Source organism: Leisingera sp. CC-HEC096, assembly GCF_059429235.1.
On sequence record NZ_JCAIJS010000001.1, the window covers coordinates 1,061,144 to 1,077,586 of the forward strand.

Genomic DNA, 16,443 nt, shown 5'->3' on the forward strand with positions numbered 1-16,443 from the left:
GCTAGCCATTTGCCATGCTGTCGGTTTTTGATCAGGGGCCCTTCGCGCCCTGCCCCTCGCCCTTCAATCTTGCCGCCCATGTGCTGCGCCATGCTGCCCGGCTGGCAGACAAGACTGCGCTGTCGGTTCTTGAGGGCGACTCTCACGACGATTGGAGCTATGCCCGGCTGGAGGCCGCGGTACGCGGGACTGGAACCGGCCTGCTGGCGGCGGATCTGAACCCGGGCGACATCGTGCTGATGCGGCTCGGCAACACGGTCGAGTTTCCGATTGCCTATCTCGGCGCCATTGCCGCCGGGCTGGTGCCGGTGCCGACCTCGGCCCAGCTGACCGGGCCGGAAACCGCCCGGATAATCGCCGATCTGAACCCTGCGGCGGTCCTGCGCGATCCGGCGGTGGCCTGCGCGAGTCACCCGGTGGAGATCACCACGCGGCAGTTGCTCGATATGCACGGCCTACCCCCTTGTGAGTACGCCCCCGGAGACCCGGAGCGCCTAGCCTATGTGGTCTACACATCCGGCACCAGCGGAAATCCGCGCGCCGTGACACACGCTCACCGGGCGGTCTGGGCGCGGCAGATGATGGTTGATGGATGGTACGGGCTGACTGAGCAGGACCGGCTGCTGCATGCGGGCGCGTTCAACTGGACCTATACGCTGGGCACAGGGCTGATGGACCCTTGGGCCGCAGGTGCCACGGCGCTGATCCCGGCTCCGGGAACACCGCCCGAACAACTGCCAGCGCTGCTCAAACGGCACCGCGCGACCATCTTTGCAGCGGCCCCTGGTGTCTACCGCAAGTTCCTGCGCGACGGCCCGCTGAACCTGCCGGACCTGCGGCATGGGCTTTGCGCAGGTGAAAAGCTTTCGCGGCACCTTCACGAAGAGTGGGATGCAGCAACAGGCTGCGGGCTTTATGAAGCTTTCGGCATGTCGGAGTGCTCGACGTTCATTTCCTCGTCACCTTCGCACCCGGCGCAGGATGGCGCTTTGGGCCAGCCGCAACCGGGCCGCAAGGTGGCCATTCTGGGCACGGACGGACCGGTGCAAATGGGCGAGGAAGGCACTATCGCGATCCACCGCTCCGATCCGGGGCTGATGCTGGGCTACCTGAACGCACCGGAGGAAACCGCCGCACGCTATCAGGGCGATTGGTTCCTGACCGGCGACCAGGGGGCAATGACGGCTGACGGCCAGATCCGCTATCTCGGCCGCAGCGATGACATGATGAACGCAGGCGGCTACCGGGTGTCGCCGATCGAGGTCGAAACCGCGCTTGCCGCCCATCCCGGCATCGCTCAGGCCGGCGCTGCCGCGGTGGAGGTGAAGGAAGACACCTATATCATCGCTGCTTTTTACACCGGTCCCGAAGAGTTGAACGCACAGGACCTGCAGGCCTTTGCATCCCAGCGCCTGGCCCGCTACAAGCAGCCGCGCGCCTATGTCCATCTGGACGCGCTGCCCACCGGCGCCAATGGCAAACTGTTGCGCCGCGCCCTGCCTGCCCTGTTCAAAGGATGACCCAAATGGCCACTGTCAAACTCGACATCCTGTCAGACCCGATCTGCCCCTGGTGCTATATCGGCAAGACCCATCTGGACAAGGCGCTGGCGGAGGTCCCGGACCATCCTTTCGTCATTGAATGGCACCCGTTCCAGCTGAACCCGGACATGCCGCGTGAAGGCATGGACCGGCGCGAGTATCTGGAGCGCAAGTTCGGCGGCAAGGAAGGCGCGGTCAAGGCCTATGCGCCCGTCGTGGAACACGCGGAAAAAGCAGGTTTGACGATCAACTTCGAAGCCATGAAGCGCACCCCGAATACGCTGGACGCGCACCGGCTGATCCACTGGGCCGGGATCGAGGGCAAGCAGGGCCAGGTCGTGGACGCCCTGTTCCAGGCTTACTTCGTGGACGCCAAGGACATCGGCGACCAAGCGGTGCTGGCGGAGATCGCGCAGGCAGCAGGCATGGAGGCAGATGTCGCTGCCCGCCTTCTGGAGGGCGACAGCGATGTGCAGGCAATCCGCGACCGCGACGCCCATTCCCGGGAGATGGGCGTGAGCTCGGTGCCAACCTTCATTGTCGCCAATCAGCACGCGGTGCCCGGCGCCCAGCCGCCGGAACTGTGGAAGCAGGTGATTGAGGACATCCAGAAGCAGCTGAAAGAGGCCGAGGGCAACTAGGCCGCCGCGCGACTGCTTAGCATCGCAACTATGCACAGCCTCCTGTGCAACCGGGCGCTGGCACGGCTGGGAGGATTGTGGTAGCGGAAGCGGACAGCTCCCAGACCGGCCCTATTCCCCGGAACCATCTGAAGAGCTGTTAGAGGTTTCAGATGTCACAGTCCCCCGCCCATGGCATGGCCAAGGCTGAATTCATCGCGCTGATTGCGATGATGTTTGCCACCATTGCCTTTTCCATCGACGCGATGCTGCCCGCCCTGCCCGAGATCGGTCAGGCGCTGAGTCCCGATGATGTCAACCGCGCGCAGCTGGTGCTGACGTCGTTTGTGCTGGGCATGGGGATTGGTACTTTCTTCACCGGCCCGCTGTCTGATGCCTTTGGCCGCAAGCGCGTGATTGCCGGCGGAGCGGTGCTGTATATCCTTGCCGCCGCCGTTGCCTGGCGGTCGCAATCGCTGGAGCTTCTGCTGGCCTCCCGTGTTGTGATGGGATTGGGGGCCGCCGGGCCGCGCATTGTTGGCATCGCCATCGTGCGCGACCTTTACGCAGGCCGGGAAATGGCCCGCCTCATGTCTATTGCCATGATGATCTTCACTCTGGTTCCTGCCTTCGCACCGATGCTGGGCGCCGGCATCATCGCATTCTCCGGCTGGCGCGGCATCTTCCTGGCCTTTGCCATCTTCGCCGTTATCATCGTGGTGTGGATGGGTCTGCGGCTGCCAGAGACACTGGCCCGGGAAAACCGCCGGCCGTTCCGCCTGCCGCTGCTGCTGGGCGCGGTAAAGGAGATGCTGGGCCATCCCACCGTGCGACTGTCGATCATGGTGCAGACCCTGTGCCTGGGGATGCTGTTCACCATGCTGACCATGGTTCAGCCGGTCTATGACGTGATCTTTGACCGCGCCGAAAGCTTCCCGTTCTGGTTCGGCTTCGTGGCGCTGATGGCGGGTACGGCAAGCCTGCTGAATGCCGCCATCGTTGTCCGGGTCGGCATGCGGCGCATCGTGACCTGGTCGCTTGCCGTGCAGATCCTGGCCTCTGCCGCCATGCTGTTCCTCAGCTCCAGCCCGCTGCCGGGCGGGCTTCTGTTCGGCCTGTTCATCGCCTGGCAGACCAGCGTGTTCTTCCTGGCGGGCACCACCCTTGGCAACTTGAATGCCATCGCGATGGAGCCGATGGGCCATATTGCCGGCATGGCGGCCTCGGTTATCGGCGCGATCTCCACCGTTTTGGCCGCCGCAATCGCCGCGCCGGTCGGACTGCTGTTTGACGGCTCCCTGCTGCCGCTGAGTGCAGGTCTGCTGACCATGGCGTCCCTTGCCTTTGTGCTGATGCTGCAAATGGCCAGAGCCGAGGCGCGCTTGCCTGCCGAATAACGGCCTTGCCGGTGCGCCTGCCTGATCCTAACCTCTCCAATCATTTGGGGAGGTTTCTTCATGGGCTACGATTATGATCTCGGCGGCTATTCCTGCCCGGTGACCACAACTTCACCAGAGGCGCAGCGCTGGTTCGACCGCGGCCTGGTCTGGACCTATGGCTACAATCACGAAGAAGCCATCGCCTGTTTTCAGCGCGCGTTGGAGCATGATCCGAACTGCGCCATGGCCCATTGGGGTGCCGCCTATGCGGCTGGCCCGAACTACAACCTGCCCTGGGACCTTCGGGACGCCAAAAGCCGCGCCGAAGCACTGGCAGCGGCCTTTGACGCAGCGCAGTCCGCACTGAAGTGCATCGACGGTTGTACCGAGACTGAACAACAGTTGATCCGCGCCATCCAGACCCGCTATCCGCAGCGCGAGCCCGGAGAGGACATGCACGCCTGGGACTACGATTTTGCCGGGGCCATGCGCGCAGCCTTTGCCGCCTGCCCGGATCACCTGGACCTGCGTACCGTCTATGCTGAGAGCCTGTTAAACCTGACTCCCTGGAAGATGTGGGACCTGAAGACCGGCCTGCCTGCCGAGGGCGCAGCCACGCAGGAAGCGCAAGAGGTGCTGGAATGGGTGATGGAGAATGACACGGACGCCATGCAGCACCCCGGTCTGCTGCATCTTTATGTGCATCTGATGGAAATGTCGCCCACCCCAGAAAAGGCGCTGAAGGCTGCCGATGCCCTGCGCACGCTGGTGCCGGATGCTGGCCACCTGGTGCATATGCCGACACACATTGACGTGCTGTGCGGCGACTACCACAACGTGGTGCATTGGAACCGGAAGGCGATTGAGGCAGACCTGAAGTTCTACGAACGCGAAGGCGCCTTCAACATCTACACCGGATACCGCCAGCATAATTACCATTTCGTCATCTACGGCGCGATGTTCCTGGGCCAGATCGAACCCGCGCTTGAGGCCAACCAGGGCATACTGGACACCACGCCGCCTGAAATGCTGCTGGTCGAAAGCCCGCCCATTGCGGACTTCTTTGAAAGCTATCTGGCGATGCATCCGCATATCCTGGTGCGCTTTGGCCGCTGGGAGGAGGCAATGGCGCTGGACCTGCCCGAAGATCAGCAGTTGTACTGCACCCTGACCGCAAACACCCACTATGCCCGGGCCATCGCCTATGCCGCGACGGGACGCGTGGCAGAGGCCGAGGCGGAAGAAAAGCTGTTCCTGGCTGCCAAGGCCCGGGTGCCGGACACGCGCCGGCTTCACAACAACAAGGTTGTGGATCTGCTTGAAATCGCAGCTGAAATGCTGCGCGGTGAGATCGAATACCGCAAACAGAACTACGACGCGGCCTTTGCCCATCTGCGCCGCTCGGCGGAACTGGACGACAACCTGCCCTATGATGAGCCCTGGGGCTGGATGCAACCCACGCGCCACGCACTGGGCGCGCTGCTGTTTGAGCAGGGCCATGCCGGAGAAGCCGAGGCCGTCTACCGCGCCGACCTGGGGCTGGACGACACCCTGTCGCGTGCCTCTGTGCATCCCGCCAATATCTGGAGCCTCAAAGGGCTGCACGATTGCTTGAAGGCCAGCGGTGAAACGATTGAAATCAGGCACATTGAACAGCAGCTTGACCGGGCGCTGGCACGCGCAGACCGGGCCGTGGGCGCGTCCTGTTTCTGCGCTCAAGCGGCGATGGCTCCGGACAGCTGCTGCGGCTGAGCAAATTTCTTGCGAAGAAATTTGCCAAGGAAATTCGAATTTCCTTGTCGCTTATTACCCGGCCTTCGCCTTCTTCTTCTCGGCCACGACCTTCTCCGCCAGATCGCGGGCGATGGCAAAGGCGCCCTTGATCTTGTCGCTGTCCTTTTTCCAGTCGCGGCGCACGACGATCTTGTTGTCTTTCACCTTGGCCAGGCCGTTCTGACCTTGAATGAACTCCACCAGCCCCTGAGGCGAGGCGAATTTGTCGTTGTGGAACTGGATCGTGGCGCCCTTCGGCCCGCCGTCCATCTTGGCAATACCTGCACGTTTGCACATCGCCTTGATCCGAACGACCAGCATAAGCGTGTTCACTTCCTTGGGCAGCTTGCCGAAGCGGTCGATCAGTTCCGCCGCAAAGCCCTCCAGCTCCACCTTGGTCGAGAGCGACGACAAACGGCGGTAGAGGCCGAGGCGCACATCCAAATCAGGCACGTAATCCTCTGGGATCAGCACTGGCACACCCAGATTGATCTGCGGTGCCCATTGCTCGTCTGCGTCCGACAGGCCTTCCATCTCACCCGCCTTGATCTTGGCAATCGCCTCTTCCAGCATCGACTGGTAAAGCTCATAGCCCACGTCACGCATCTGGCCGGACTGTTCCTCGCCCAGCAGGTTGCCGGCACCACGGATATCAAGGTCTTGCGAGGCGAGGGTAAAGCCGGCCCCCAGCGTATCCAGTGAACCGAGCACCCGCAGGCGTTTCTCTGCTGCGGGCGTCAGCCGCTGGCGCGGTTTGGTGGTGAGGTATGCATACGCACGGGTCTTGGAACGGCCGACCCGGCCCCGGATCTGATAGAGCTGAGACAGGCCGAACATGTCGGCGCGGTGCACAACCATCGTGTTGGCGGTCGGAATATCCAGCCCGCTTTCCACAATCGTGGTCGCCAGCAACACATCGTATTTGCCGTCATAAAACGCGTTCATCCGGTCGTCGAGCTCGCCCGCCGCCATCTGACCGTGCGCCACCACGTAAGTGAGTTCCGGCAACTGCGCCTTCAGGAACTCTTCGACCTCCGGCAGATCGGTGATCCGCGGCACAACATAGAAGCTCTGACCGCCGCGATAGTGTTCCCGCAGCAGTGCCTCGCGAATGGTAACGCTGTCGAACTCGCTAACGTAGGTGCGGATCGCCAGGCGGTCCACCGGCGGCGTTCCGATGATCGACAGGTCCCGCACACCGGTCAGGCTGAGCTGCAGCGTCCGCGGGATCGGCGTGGCGGTCAGGGTCAGCACATGGATATCGCTGCGCAGCTGTTTCAGGCGTTCCTTGTGGGCGACGCCGAAGTGCTGTTCTTCGTCGATGATCAGCAGGCCGAGGTTCTGAAACTTGATGTTCTTGGCCAGAACAGCATGCGTACCGACCACGATATCGACGGTGCCTTTTGCCAGCCCTTCGCGTGTCTGGCTTGCTTCCTTCGCACTAACAAAGCGTGACAACTGCCTGACTTGCAACGGGAAACCTCGGAAGCGTTCTGCAAAGGAAGCAGCGTGCTGTCGCGCCAGCAGCGTGGTGGGCGCCACCACCGCGACCTGCAGCCCCGACATCGCCGCCACAAAGGCTGCACGCATCGCCACCTCGGTCTTGCCAAAGCCCACGTCACCGCAAATCAGCCGGTCCATCGGCTGGCCCGAGTGCAGATCCTCCATTACGTCCTCGATGGCACGCAACTGGTCGTCGGTTTCCTGATAGGGGAAGCGGGCCGAGAATTCTTCCCAGGCGTGCGGCGGCGGGTCCATCACCGGCGCCTTGCGCAGCGCGCGTTCGGCCGCGATGCGGATCAGCTTGTCCGCCATCTCGCGGATGCGTTCCTTGAGCTTGGCCTTCTTGGCCTGCCAGGCGCCGCCGCCAAGCCGGTCCAGCAGGCCTTCCTCGTGGCCGTATTTGGACAGCAGCTCGATGTTCTCGACCGGCAAGTACAGCTTGGCCTGCTCGGCGTATTCCAGCAGGATGCATTCATGCGCTGCACCCGCCGCGGTCACCACTTCAAGCCCCTTGTAGCGTCCGATGCCGTGGTCCACATGCACCACCAGATCGCCGGGGGTGAGCGATTGGGTCTCGGTCAGGAAGTTCTCTGCCTTGCGGCGTTTCTTCGGCGCCCGGATCAGCCGGTCGCCCAGCACGTCCTGTTCCGAGATCACCGTCAGGCCGGGCGCCTCGAACCCGTGCTCAAGCGCCCAGACCGCCAGGTGCAGACCTGATTTACCGATGCGGGTGCCGTCCGTCACCGGGATCGCTTCGGCCAGGCCCTCATCCTCGATCAGCCCGGACAGACGCTCCCGCGCGCCCTCGGAGTAGGAGGCGACCAGAACCGGCCCCTCTTGCATCCGCGCTTTAATATGCACAGCCAAAGAGCCGAAAAGGCTGACATTTTCCTGCTGCCGCTCAGGTGCAAAATTGCGCCCGATACGGCCGCCGGCATCCACGACGCCAGGGCCGGAGGCCTGCGGCAGCGGATGAAACTGCACCACACGCATTCCAGAAACCGCGGCCTCCCAGGCCGCATCATCCAGATACAGAAGCCCGGGCGGCGTGGGCTTGTAGACCGTATCAATCCGCCCCTTCTGCTCCATCGCGTGCTTGCGGGTCTGGTACTGGTCCTCGATGGTCTCCCAGCGCGCGAGCCGCGCCGGCGTCACTTGGTCATCCAGCGTCACAGACGCCTGCGGCAGGTAATCGAACAGGGTTTCCAGCTTCTCATGGAAAAACGGAAGCCAGTGCTCGATCCCCTGATGCTTGCGCCCTGCGCTGACCGCCTCATACAGCGGATCGTCGGTCCCGGCGGCCCCGAATTCGATCCGGTAGTTCTGACGGAACCGGGTGATCGCCGCCTCATCCAGGATCACCTCAGAGACCGGCGCCAGTTCCACCACCTCCAGCTTTTCCGTGGTGCGCTGCGACACCGGGTCAAAGCGCCGCGCGCCGTCCAGCACGTCGCCGAACAGGTCCAGCCGCACCGGGCCGCTTTCGCCCGGCGGGAAGATGTCGATGATGCCGCCGCGGATCGCGTAGTCACCCGGCTCCATCACTGTCGGGCTTTGGGTAAAACCCATACGCACCAGAAAGTTGCGCAACGCCTCTTCATCAATCCGCTGATCGACACGGGCGGTAAAGGCGGCCTCGCGCAGCACTTCGCGCGCAGGCACCCGCTGGCTGGCGGCATTGAGCGTAGTCAGCAGCACGAACTGCTTGGGCATCTGATGCACCAGCGCCGCCAGGGTGGCCATCCGCGCCGCTGAGATATCGGCATTGGGCGACACCCGGTCGTACGGCAGGCAATCCCAGCCCGGGAAGACAAACACCGGCATGTCCGGCGCGAAGAAGGCAAGTGCCGCCCGCATCGCCTCCATCCGCTTGTCGTCGCGCGCCACATGCAGCACAGGCGCGCCGGAGGATTGCACCTCTTTCAGGATCAGCCGGGCGTCAAAGCCTTCGGGCGCGCCGCCCATGGTGATTGCACGCTGTGCCATGCGTTATCCTCTTCAGAAATCCACCAGGGGCGCCAACTAGCCAGTTGCCCTGCCCGCCTGTCACAATGCTCCGATCGACAAGTTCTGATACATGCCCCAGAACGCGGTGACCACAATCGATATCACACCAACAAACTGAACATACAGGCGGCAGAAGGCCAGCCGTTTGCGCAAGTCCTCTCCCGTGGACCCGTCACGTGCGATCCGGCGGGCGGTGAAATAGCTGATCACCCCGACCACCGCCATCGGAAAGGCCAGCAGGAACACCGCCTGAGCGATTTCCAGCAGATAGACAAAGCCCAGCATCGCCAGGCCGGTCAGCAGAAAACAGGACAGCGCCACCAGCCAGGGCCCGGACACCTCGGAGATATACATCAGCCGGTTCACGTTGACCCGGGCGATGTCTTCCAGATCCCGCTCCGCCTGGCCGCCCTTGCGCTGCGCCCGGTAGACCATGTCGTAGGGCACGCCCAGAATCCAATGGCTGGCCGAGGACCACAGCACTGCTAGCGAAATCCAGTACCACAGGTTGGAGAATGACCGCAGCTCAATCATCTCATAGATAATGTGAAGCAGATCCACGCCAGCCCCCATCTTTTGCCCGCTTGGCTCCGGGCTGGAAAGTCTTCAACCGGCCCTATATCAACCGGGAATCCCGCGCAGACAAGCCCCGCAAGGCACACAAGTTTTCCAACGCGGCGATTGTGCCTCTTGTTCCCGGGACAGCATCCATGCCACCCATGGGCCAGCCAAAACGAGAGACCGCCATGAAGCCCACCGTCGCGCCCTTCCCCGCCGCCCGCCTGCGCCGCACCCGTGCCACCCAGTCCATCCGTGATCTGGTCCGGGAGAACACCCTGACCCCGTCCGACTTCATCTGGCCTGTGTTTGTCCGCGATGGAGCAGGCATGGAAGAGCCGGTCGCCTCCATGCCCGGCGTGATGCGCCGTTCGGTAGACAAGATCGCCGAAGCGGTGGTTGAGGCGCAGGCGCTCGGGATCCCGGCTATCTGCCTGTTTCCCTACACGGACGCTTCGCTCAAGACTGAGGACTGCGCCGAGGCCTGGAACCCGGACAACCTGACCAACCGCGCCATCCGCGCGATCAAGGATGCAGCCCCGGATATTGCGGTGATGACCGACGTGGCGCTGGACCCCTATAATATCAACGGCCACGACGGCTATGTGGTGGATGGCGAGATCGTCAACGACGCCACCGTCGAGGCGCTGGTCAAGATGACGCTCGCGCAGGCCGAGGCCGGCGCCGACATCATTGGCCCGTCCGACATGATGGACGGCCGCATCGGCGCCATGCGCAGCGCGCTGGAAAAGGCGGGCCACCACAACGTGGCAATCCTCTCATATTCGGCCAAATACGCCTCCGCCTACTACGGGCCGTTCCGCGATGCGGTCGGGGCCTCCGGGGCGCTGAAGGGCGACAAGAAGACCTATCAGATGGATCCGGCCAACAGCGACGAGGCGCTGCGGCTGATCGAGCGCGACCTAATGGAAGGCGCAGACATGGTGATGGTCAAACCCGGCATCGCTTATCTGGACATCTGCCACCGCGTGAAATCCGCCTTTGGCGTGCCGACCTATGCCTATCAGGTCTCCGGCGAATACGCGATGATCCAGGCGGCAGCGCAGAACGGCTGGATTGATGGAGAAAAGGTGATGATGGAAAGCCTGATGGCCTTCAAGCGGTCCGGCTGCAACGGCATCCTGACCTATTTCGCCCCGGCCGCGGCCAAGCTGCTGAACGGCTGACAGCTGCGCCCGGCCAATTCAGCGGGAAGCCGCCAATAACCGCTTTGCAGTTGATGACAGGCAGCGGTTTTCCGCGTATACCATAGCCCAGAGCCGGACCGAACCGGCCTTGCAGCAAATCATTACAGGCACCTGAGAAATGAGCAGTTTTTCCTCTTCCCGCATGACCCGCCGCGGCTTTGCCCTGGCCGCCCTGGCCGGTGCCGGAGTGACCGCCGCTTGCGGCAACGGCGTCGGCAACAGCAACGCCGCCACCATCGACGCCCGTGTCGATACAACGCTGAACCAGATGTACAGCCAGTACCCCAACACCCGCACCTTGGCCGAAAAGGCAACCGGCATGCTGGTGATGCCGCTGGTGACTGAGGCCGGCTTTGTCTTTGGCGGCGCATACGGGCGCGGCGCGCTGCGGATCAACGGCGTGACCGTCGATTACTATTCCACCGTCAAGGGCAACGCAGGGCTTCAGATCGGCGCCCAGCAGTATGCCCATGTGCTGTTCTTCATGACCGAGGACGCGCTGGCCGGCTTCCGCCGCTCCTCCGGCTGGGCGGCAGGCGCCGATGTGGAATATGTGATCAAGGACGAAGGCAACTCGCTGACCGCCGACACAAATACCCTGACCTCGCCGGTGCTTGCCGCCGTTTTCGGGCAGGCCGGCCTGCGTGTGGGCGCCACTCTGGAAGGCACCAAATACACCCGCATCATCCCCTGACCGGAAACCGGCCGGAAAGGATCCGCTCCTTCATCTGGCCCCAAATATCCCCGCCGGAGGCATGGCCTTTCCACCCGGAAAGGCCATTTTCGTTTCAGCCATCCAGTTTGCGCAGCCGCTTGAACAGCGACGAGGTATCCCAGCGGCCGCCGCCCATTTTCTGCACGTCCTTGTAGAACTGATCGACCAGCGCGGTGACCGGCAGGCTGGCACCGGTTTCATCCGCAGCGTCCAAGCAGATACCCAGATCCTTGCGCATCCAGTCGACCGCAAACCCGTGCTCGAAATGATCGTCCAGCATGGTTTCATAGCGGTTGGACATCTGCCAGCTGCCTGCCGCGCCCTGGCTGATCACCTCCACCACTGCACGCCCGTCCAGCCCGGCCTTCTCGGCAAAATGCAGCGCCTCGCTCAGACCCTGCACCAGACCGGCAATTGCGATCTGGTTGCACATCTTGGTCATCTGCCCGGCACCGCTCTCGCCAATCCGGCGGCAGATGCGGGCGTAGGCACCGATGACCGGCTCCGCCTTGGCATAGGCCACTTCATCACCACCGCACATGACCGACAGAGCGCCGTTCTCCGCACCGGCCTGGCCGCCAGAGATCGGCGCATCCACAAAGGAGATCCCCTGCTCCTGCGCGGCCGCATAGAGTTCGCGCGTTACCTTGGCCGAAACCGTGGTGTGATCGACGAACACCGCGCCTTTGGCCATTCCGGCAAACGCGCCATCCGCGCCCAGGCAAACCGACCGCAGGTCGTCATCGTTACCAACACAGGCCATCACGAACTCCGCCCCCGACGCTGCCGCCCGCGGGGTCGCCGCAAAATGGCCGCCATGCTCTTTAGCCCAGGCCTTGGCCTTGGTCTCAGTACGGTTATAGACGGTGACCTCATGGCCCGCGGCCTGCAAGTGCCCCGCCATCGGATAGCCCATGACGCCGAGCCCCAGAAACGCGATTTTTGCCATCTGCTTTTCCCCTGATCTGTCTTCGCATATGTTGGCGCCAACCCTAACACCGCCGCCGCGGGGCGCAATCTGCCAGCCGGTGGAAATGACAAAAACCCAATGGGAAACAACCGCTGATGGGACACCTTTTCCGCTGGCTTCTGCGCATTGCTGCGGGGCTGATTCTGCTGAGCGTTCTGGCCTTTGCGCTGGTGTACTACCTCGCCTCGCAGTCACTGCCCGAATACAGCAAGGAGCTTGACCTGCCAGGCCTCTCCTCGCCCGTGGAAATTGTCCGCGACAACGCCAACGTGCCGCATATTTTCGGCAGCTACGGTGCCAGCGACGAGGATGTCTATTTCGGCCTAGGTTATGCCCATGCTCAGGACCGGCTGTGGCAGATGGCGGTGATGCGCCGCACCGCGCAAGGCCGCCTGTCGGAAATATTTGGTACCCGCACGGTGGAAACCGACACCTACCTGCGGCGCCTGGATATCTACCGTCTGGCGCAGCAATCGGTGCAAGTGCAATCGCCTGAGGCAATGGCTGCGCTCAATGCCTATGCCGCCGGCGTCAACGCCCGGCTGCTGGAGATCAACGAAGACGCGCTTGGCCGCGGCGCGCCGGAAATGTTCCTGTTCGGCATGCCGCTGCCGCCCTGGCAGCCCGCCGACAGCATCGCCATTATGAAGCTGATGGCGCTGCAGCTGTCCGGCCACATGCGGGAAGAGATCCTGCGCGCCCGCACCTCACTGGCACTGACTGACGAAACCCGGATCACGGATATCCTGCCGGATGCGCCGGGAACCGGCATCACCGCCCTGCCCGAATATGCCGAGCTTGTGCCCGGTGCCCGCCACTACGCCTCCGCAGAGAGCGCTGAGGAGGAAAGCCTGCTGTTCCCGGTCGCGCCGCGCGGTCTGGCCGGGGCCTCCAACGCCTGGGCCGCCGATCCCAGCCGCTCAGCCGCTGGCGGCACGCTTTTGGCCAATGACCCGCACCTGGGCCTCAGCGCCCCCGGCGTCTGGTACCTGGCGCGGCTCGAGCTGGGCACCGGCGGCGTGATCGGCGGCACCATCCCCGGCATTCCGGCGGTCATTACGGGACGGTCGGACACCCTGGGCTGGGGTGTCACCTCCTCCTATCTGGACGACCAGGATCTGTTTATCGAAAAGCTGAACCCGGAAAACCGCCAGGAATATCTGAGCGTTGACGGCTATAAGGAGTTCGTCACCCGCCCCTCGATCATCAAGATTAAGGACGAAACTCCGGTCACCCTGACTCTGCGCTGGACCGACAACGGCCCGGTTCTGCCCGGTTCCATGTTCAAACTTGCAGAGATCACCCCGCCCGGCCACGTGGTGTCGCTCAGCTGGACCGTGCTCAGTCCAAATGACACCTCGATGAGCGCTGCCATAAACCTGATGCGCAGCACCTCAGTGCAGGAGGCCATCGACGCGGGCGAGGATTTTATCGCGCCGTCTCAGAACCTGACGCTGGCGGACCGGGAATCGATCGCGCTCAAGACCGTTGGCGCCTTCCCCGCACGCGACCCCGGACACCAGAGCAAAGGCCGGATGCCCAGCCAGGGCTGGCACCCGGAAAACCGCTGGCAGGGCCGTGCCCCCTATGCGGAGAACCCGGAATTTATCCGCCCTGCCGGCGGCATCCTGGGCAACACCAACAACAAGATCCTGGACCGGCCCTTCCCGCAGCATGTCTCGTTCGACTGGGGCGACACCCAGCGTATCCACCGCTGGCAGAAGCTGATGCAGAACCGCGAGGTTCACACCCGAGACAGCTTCATCGAGGCGCAGCTGGACACCGTCTCCTACACTGCCCGCACGCTGCTGCCGCTGATCGGCGCCGACTTGTGGTTCACCGGCGAGGCCGCCCCCGCAGGCACCCGCGAGCGCCAGCGCCAGATTGCCCTGACCCTGCTGTCGGAATGGAACGGCGAAATGAACGAGCACCTTCCGGAGCCGCTGATCTACGCCGCCTGGGTGCGGGCGCTGCAAGCACGGCTGATCACCGATGAGCTAGGGCCTGTCGCCAAGTCCTTCCGCCATGTGGAGCCGTTGTTCATCGAGCGTGTCTACCGTGATGTGGACGGTGCCTCCGCGTGGTGCGACGTCCGCCAAAGCGCGCCAAAGGAAAGCTGCACCGACATGGCCCGCCTGGCGCTGGACGATGCGCTGATCTGGATCGAGGAACGCTATGGCAGCGCGCTGGAATCGCTGCGCTGGGGGGACGCCCACCAGGCCACGCAGGACCATGCCGTCCTCGGCAAGGTGCCGCTTCTGCGCTATTTCGTGAATATCCGCCAGTCCACCAGTGGCAGCGACAACACCCTCCAGCGCGGCAAAAGCTCCGGCAAGGATCCGTATCCGTTCCAGAACATCCACGCCGCCGGCTACCGCGGGGTCTATGATTTCGCAGACCCTGACAGCTCGGTCTTCATTGTGTCCACCGGCCAGTCCGGCCACCCGCTGTCGCGCTACTACGATGACATGGCACAGCTATGGCGCCGCGGTGAATATATACCGATGTCACTTGACGAGGACTTGGCCCGCGCCGCTGCGGTTGGCATCACCCGGATCACTCCGCGGTAACCAGAATGAGGCAATAAAAAACGGGCGCTGCGGCGCCCGTTTCCTTTTGTGCTTCGAGGTTCGTTTCAAAGCCTGTCGAACTTGGCCTTCTGACGGTCGGTCCACAGCACGGTGATGTCAAACCCGGTCTCGGTCTGCTCCTCCTGCTGCACCAGGTCCTCCTTGAACAGCCAGGCGCGCTGCTTGCCCTGTGCAAAGGTCAGGGTCAGGATCTCCTCGTGGCGCACACCCTGCAGCTTTTCGGCAATGTCGGCCAAAAGACCGTCCAGCCCCTCGCCTGTCAGAGCCGAGATCGCATGAATGCCATCCTCACGCTCCGCACGCTGACGGCGGGCTTCAGCTTCTTCTTCCGGCAGCTGGTCGAGCTTGTTCCAGACCTCAATCCGGGCGCGGTTTTCATCCACCCCCAGCGACGCCAGGATCGCCTCGACGTCTTCCGCCTGCTGCTTGCTGTCCTCGTGACTGATGTCGCGCACGTGCAGGATCACATCCGCCGCCAGAACCTCTTCCAGGGTGGCGCGGAAGGCGGCAACCAGTTCCGTCGGCAGGTTCGAGATGAAGCCCACCGTATCGGACAGGATCACCTCCGGACCGTCCGGGATCTGCACCCGCCGCATGGTCGGGTCCAGGGTGGCAAACAGCATGTCCTTGGCCATCACTTCGGCCCCCGTCAGGCGGTTGAACAGCGTCGACTTGCCGGCATTGGTATACCCCACCAGCGCCACAATCGGGTACGGCACCTTGGCGCGCGAGGCGCGGTGCAGTGTCCGGGTCTTCACCACCTTGTCGAGCTGCCGGCGCAGCCGCACCAGCTGGTCGTCGATGGCACGACGGTCCGCTTCGATCTGGGTTTCGCCGGGTCCGCCGACAAACCCCAGCCCGCCGCGCTGGCGTTCCAGGTGGGTCCAGGCCCTGACCAGTCGCGTCCGCTGATAGCTGAGCGCCGCCATTTCGACCTGCAGCACGCCTTCACGGGTTGCCGCGCGGTCCGAGAAAATCTCCAGGATCAGCCCGGTCCGGTCCAGGATCTTGACCTTCCAGGCCTTTTCCAGGTTGCGCTGCTGCACAGGCGAAACCGGCCCGTCGATCAGGACCAGCTCAATTTCATTTGCCTTCAGGACGCCCCCCAGCTCCTCGATCTTGCCGGAGCCGAACAGCATTCCCGGATGCGCCTTGGGCAAGCGCACGACGTTGGAGCCGATCACATCTAGATCGGGCAAGGCCGCTGCCAGCGCAACGGCCTCCTCAAGCGCGGGAGCTGCGTCACGGCGCCCGCTGTCGGATTTGATTTCCGGATGCAGCACCCAGGCGCGGGTGCGCTTCCTCTCATGCTCCATCAATTGGAGTCTTCACCCTCATAGAGACTGATCGGCTGGGCCGGCATGATGGTCGAAATCGCGTGTTTATAGACCAGCTGCGACTGTCCGTCGCGGCGCAGCAGCACGCAGAAATTATCGAACCAGGTGATTACACCCTGCAGCTTGACCCCGTTGATCAGAAAGATTGTAACCGGAACCTTGGTTTTGCGAACGTGATTCAGGAAGGCATCCTGAAGATTCTGTCTGTCCGAAGCCATTTTTTATTATCTCGCCTTTGTTC

12 protein-coding genes are annotated in these 16,443 nt (G+C 63.2%); 7 read left to right on the forward strand and 5 right to left on the reverse strand.

The features are described from left to right. The first annotated feature begins 14 nt into the window (after positions 1-14). The 4 genes from AC5STI_RS05240 to AC5STI_RS05255 all read left to right on the forward strand — a co-directional run bounded on the left by AC5STI_RS05240 (position 15) and on the right by AC5STI_RS05255 (position 5,292). Positions 15-1,520 (forward strand): class I adenylate-forming enzyme family protein, encoded by a 1,506-nt coding sequence (locus AC5STI_RS05240; protein ID WP_495445883.1) that lies wholly within the window; start codon positions 15-17, stop codon positions 1,518-1,520. Next, a complete protein-coding gene (locus tag AC5STI_RS05245; RefSeq protein WP_475052264.1) occupies positions 1,517-2,182 on the forward strand; it encodes a DsbA family oxidoreductase in 666 nt (221 codons plus the stop codon). The genes AC5STI_RS05240 and AC5STI_RS05245 overlap by 4 nt, the downstream gene beginning before the upstream one ends. A gap of 152 nt (positions 2,183-2,334) precedes the next feature. Continuing rightward, positions 2,335-3,558 carry a multidrug effflux MFS transporter gene (locus AC5STI_RS05250; protein ID WP_490400150.1) on the forward strand — a complete coding sequence of 408 codons (1,224 nt, stop codon included), beginning with the start codon at positions 2,335-2,337 and terminating at the stop codon, positions 3,556-3,558. Positions 3,559-3,618: 60 nt separating this feature from the next. Beyond that, positions 3,619-5,292, forward strand: a complete 1,674-nt coding sequence (locus tag AC5STI_RS05255) for a tetratricopeptide repeat protein (protein WP_495445886.1) — start codon at positions 3,619-3,621, stop codon at positions 5,290-5,292. A gap of 54 nt (positions 5,293-5,346) precedes the next feature. Here AC5STI_RS05255 and mfd read toward each other — a convergent pair whose 3' ends face one another. Both mfd and AC5STI_RS05265 read right to left on the reverse strand, forming a co-directional pair. Further along, positions 5,347-8,802 carry a transcription-repair coupling factor gene (mfd, locus tag AC5STI_RS05260; protein ID WP_495445888.1) on the reverse strand — a complete coding sequence of 1,152 codons (3,456 nt, stop codon included), beginning with the start codon at positions 8,800-8,802 and terminating at the stop codon, positions 5,347-5,349. A gap of 60 nt (positions 8,803-8,862) precedes the next feature. After that, positions 8,863-9,384, reverse strand: a complete 522-nt coding sequence (locus AC5STI_RS05265; protein ID WP_490400153.1) for a component of SufBCD complex — start codon at positions 9,382-9,384, stop codon at positions 8,863-8,865. Between the two features lie 185 nt (positions 9,385-9,569). On the opposite strand from AC5STI_RS05265, the gene hemB reads away from it, so the two are divergent. Together hemB and AC5STI_RS05275 are read left to right on the forward strand one after the other, a co-directional pair. Beyond that, complete coding sequence (gene hemB / locus AC5STI_RS05270; RefSeq protein WP_495445890.1) at positions 9,570-10,568, forward strand: porphobilinogen synthase; 999 nt, start codon at positions 9,570-9,572, stop codon at positions 10,566-10,568. 139 nt (positions 10,569-10,707) lie between these two features. Continuing rightward, positions 10,708-11,283 carry a lipid-binding SYLF domain-containing protein gene (locus AC5STI_RS05275; protein ID WP_495445892.1) on the forward strand — a complete coding sequence of 192 codons (576 nt, stop codon included), beginning with the start codon at positions 10,708-10,710 and terminating at the stop codon, positions 11,281-11,283. Positions 11,284-11,377: 94 nt separating this feature from the next. On the opposite strand, the gene AC5STI_RS05280 is transcribed toward AC5STI_RS05275, so the two are convergent. Then, entirely contained in the window at positions 11,378-12,283 is a 906-nt protein-coding gene (locus tag AC5STI_RS05280; protein ID WP_495447731.1) for an NAD(P)-dependent oxidoreductase, read from the reverse strand. 86 nt (positions 12,284-12,369) lie between these two features. On the opposite strand from AC5STI_RS05280, the gene AC5STI_RS05285 reads away from it, so the two are divergent. Next, the gene (locus tag AC5STI_RS05285) at positions 12,370-14,844 is read left to right on the forward strand and encodes a penicillin acylase family protein (protein WP_495445894.1); all 2,475 of its coding nucleotides are present in this window, start codon (positions 12,370-12,372) and stop codon (positions 14,842-14,844) included. A 65-nt stretch (positions 14,845-14,909) separates the two neighbouring features. Here AC5STI_RS05285 and hflX read toward each other — a convergent pair whose 3' ends face one another. Continuing rightward, entirely contained in the window at positions 14,910-16,181 is a 1,272-nt protein-coding gene (hflX, locus tag AC5STI_RS05290) for a GTPase HflX (RefSeq protein WP_475052283.1), read from the reverse strand. After that, a complete protein-coding gene (gene hfq, locus AC5STI_RS05295; RefSeq protein ID WP_005611588.1) occupies positions 16,181-16,420 on the reverse strand; it encodes an RNA chaperone Hfq in 240 nt (79 codons plus the stop codon). Before hfq ends, hflX begins: the two co-directional genes overlap by 1 nt. Positions 16,421-16,443: the final 23 nt, after the last annotated feature.

What these genes read in the sequence shown, in the direction of transcription:
- AC5STI_RS05245 (WP_475052264.1), top strand. Translation starts at nt 1,517, where the DNA reads ATGACCCAAATGGCCACTGTCAAACTCGACATCCTGTCAGACCCGATC.
- hflX (WP_475052283.1), bottom strand. Translation starts at nt 16,181, where the DNA reads ATGGAGCATGAGAGGAAGCGCACCCGCGCCTGGGTGCTGCATCCGGAA.
- AC5STI_RS05250 (WP_490400150.1), top strand. Translation starts at nt 2,335, where the DNA reads ATGTCACAGTCCCCCGCCCATGGCATGGCCAAGGCTGAATTCATCGCG.
- AC5STI_RS05275 (WP_495445892.1), top strand. Translation starts at nt 10,708, where the DNA reads ATGAGCAGTTTTTCCTCTTCCCGCATGACCCGCCGCGGCTTTGCCCTG.
- AC5STI_RS05285 (WP_495445894.1), top strand. Translation starts at nt 12,370, where the DNA reads ATGGGACACCTTTTCCGCTGGCTTCTGCGCATTGCTGCGGGGCTGATT.
- hemB (WP_495445890.1), top strand. Translation starts at nt 9,570, where the DNA reads ATGAAGCCCACCGTCGCGCCCTTCCCCGCCGCCCGCCTGCGCCGCACC.
- mfd (WP_495445888.1), bottom strand. Translation starts at nt 8,802, where the DNA reads ATGGCACAGCGTGCAATCACCATGGGCGGCGCGCCCGAAGGCTTTGAC.
- hfq (WP_005611588.1), bottom strand. Translation starts at nt 16,420, where the DNA reads ATGGCTTCGGACAGACAGAATCTTCAGGATGCCTTCCTGAATCACGTT.
- AC5STI_RS05255 (WP_495445886.1), top strand. Translation starts at nt 3,619, where the DNA reads ATGGGCTACGATTATGATCTCGGCGGCTATTCCTGCCCGGTGACCACA.
- AC5STI_RS05240 (WP_495445883.1), top strand. Translation starts at nt 15, where the DNA reads ATGCTGTCGGTTTTTGATCAGGGGCCCTTCGCGCCCTGCCCCTCGCCC.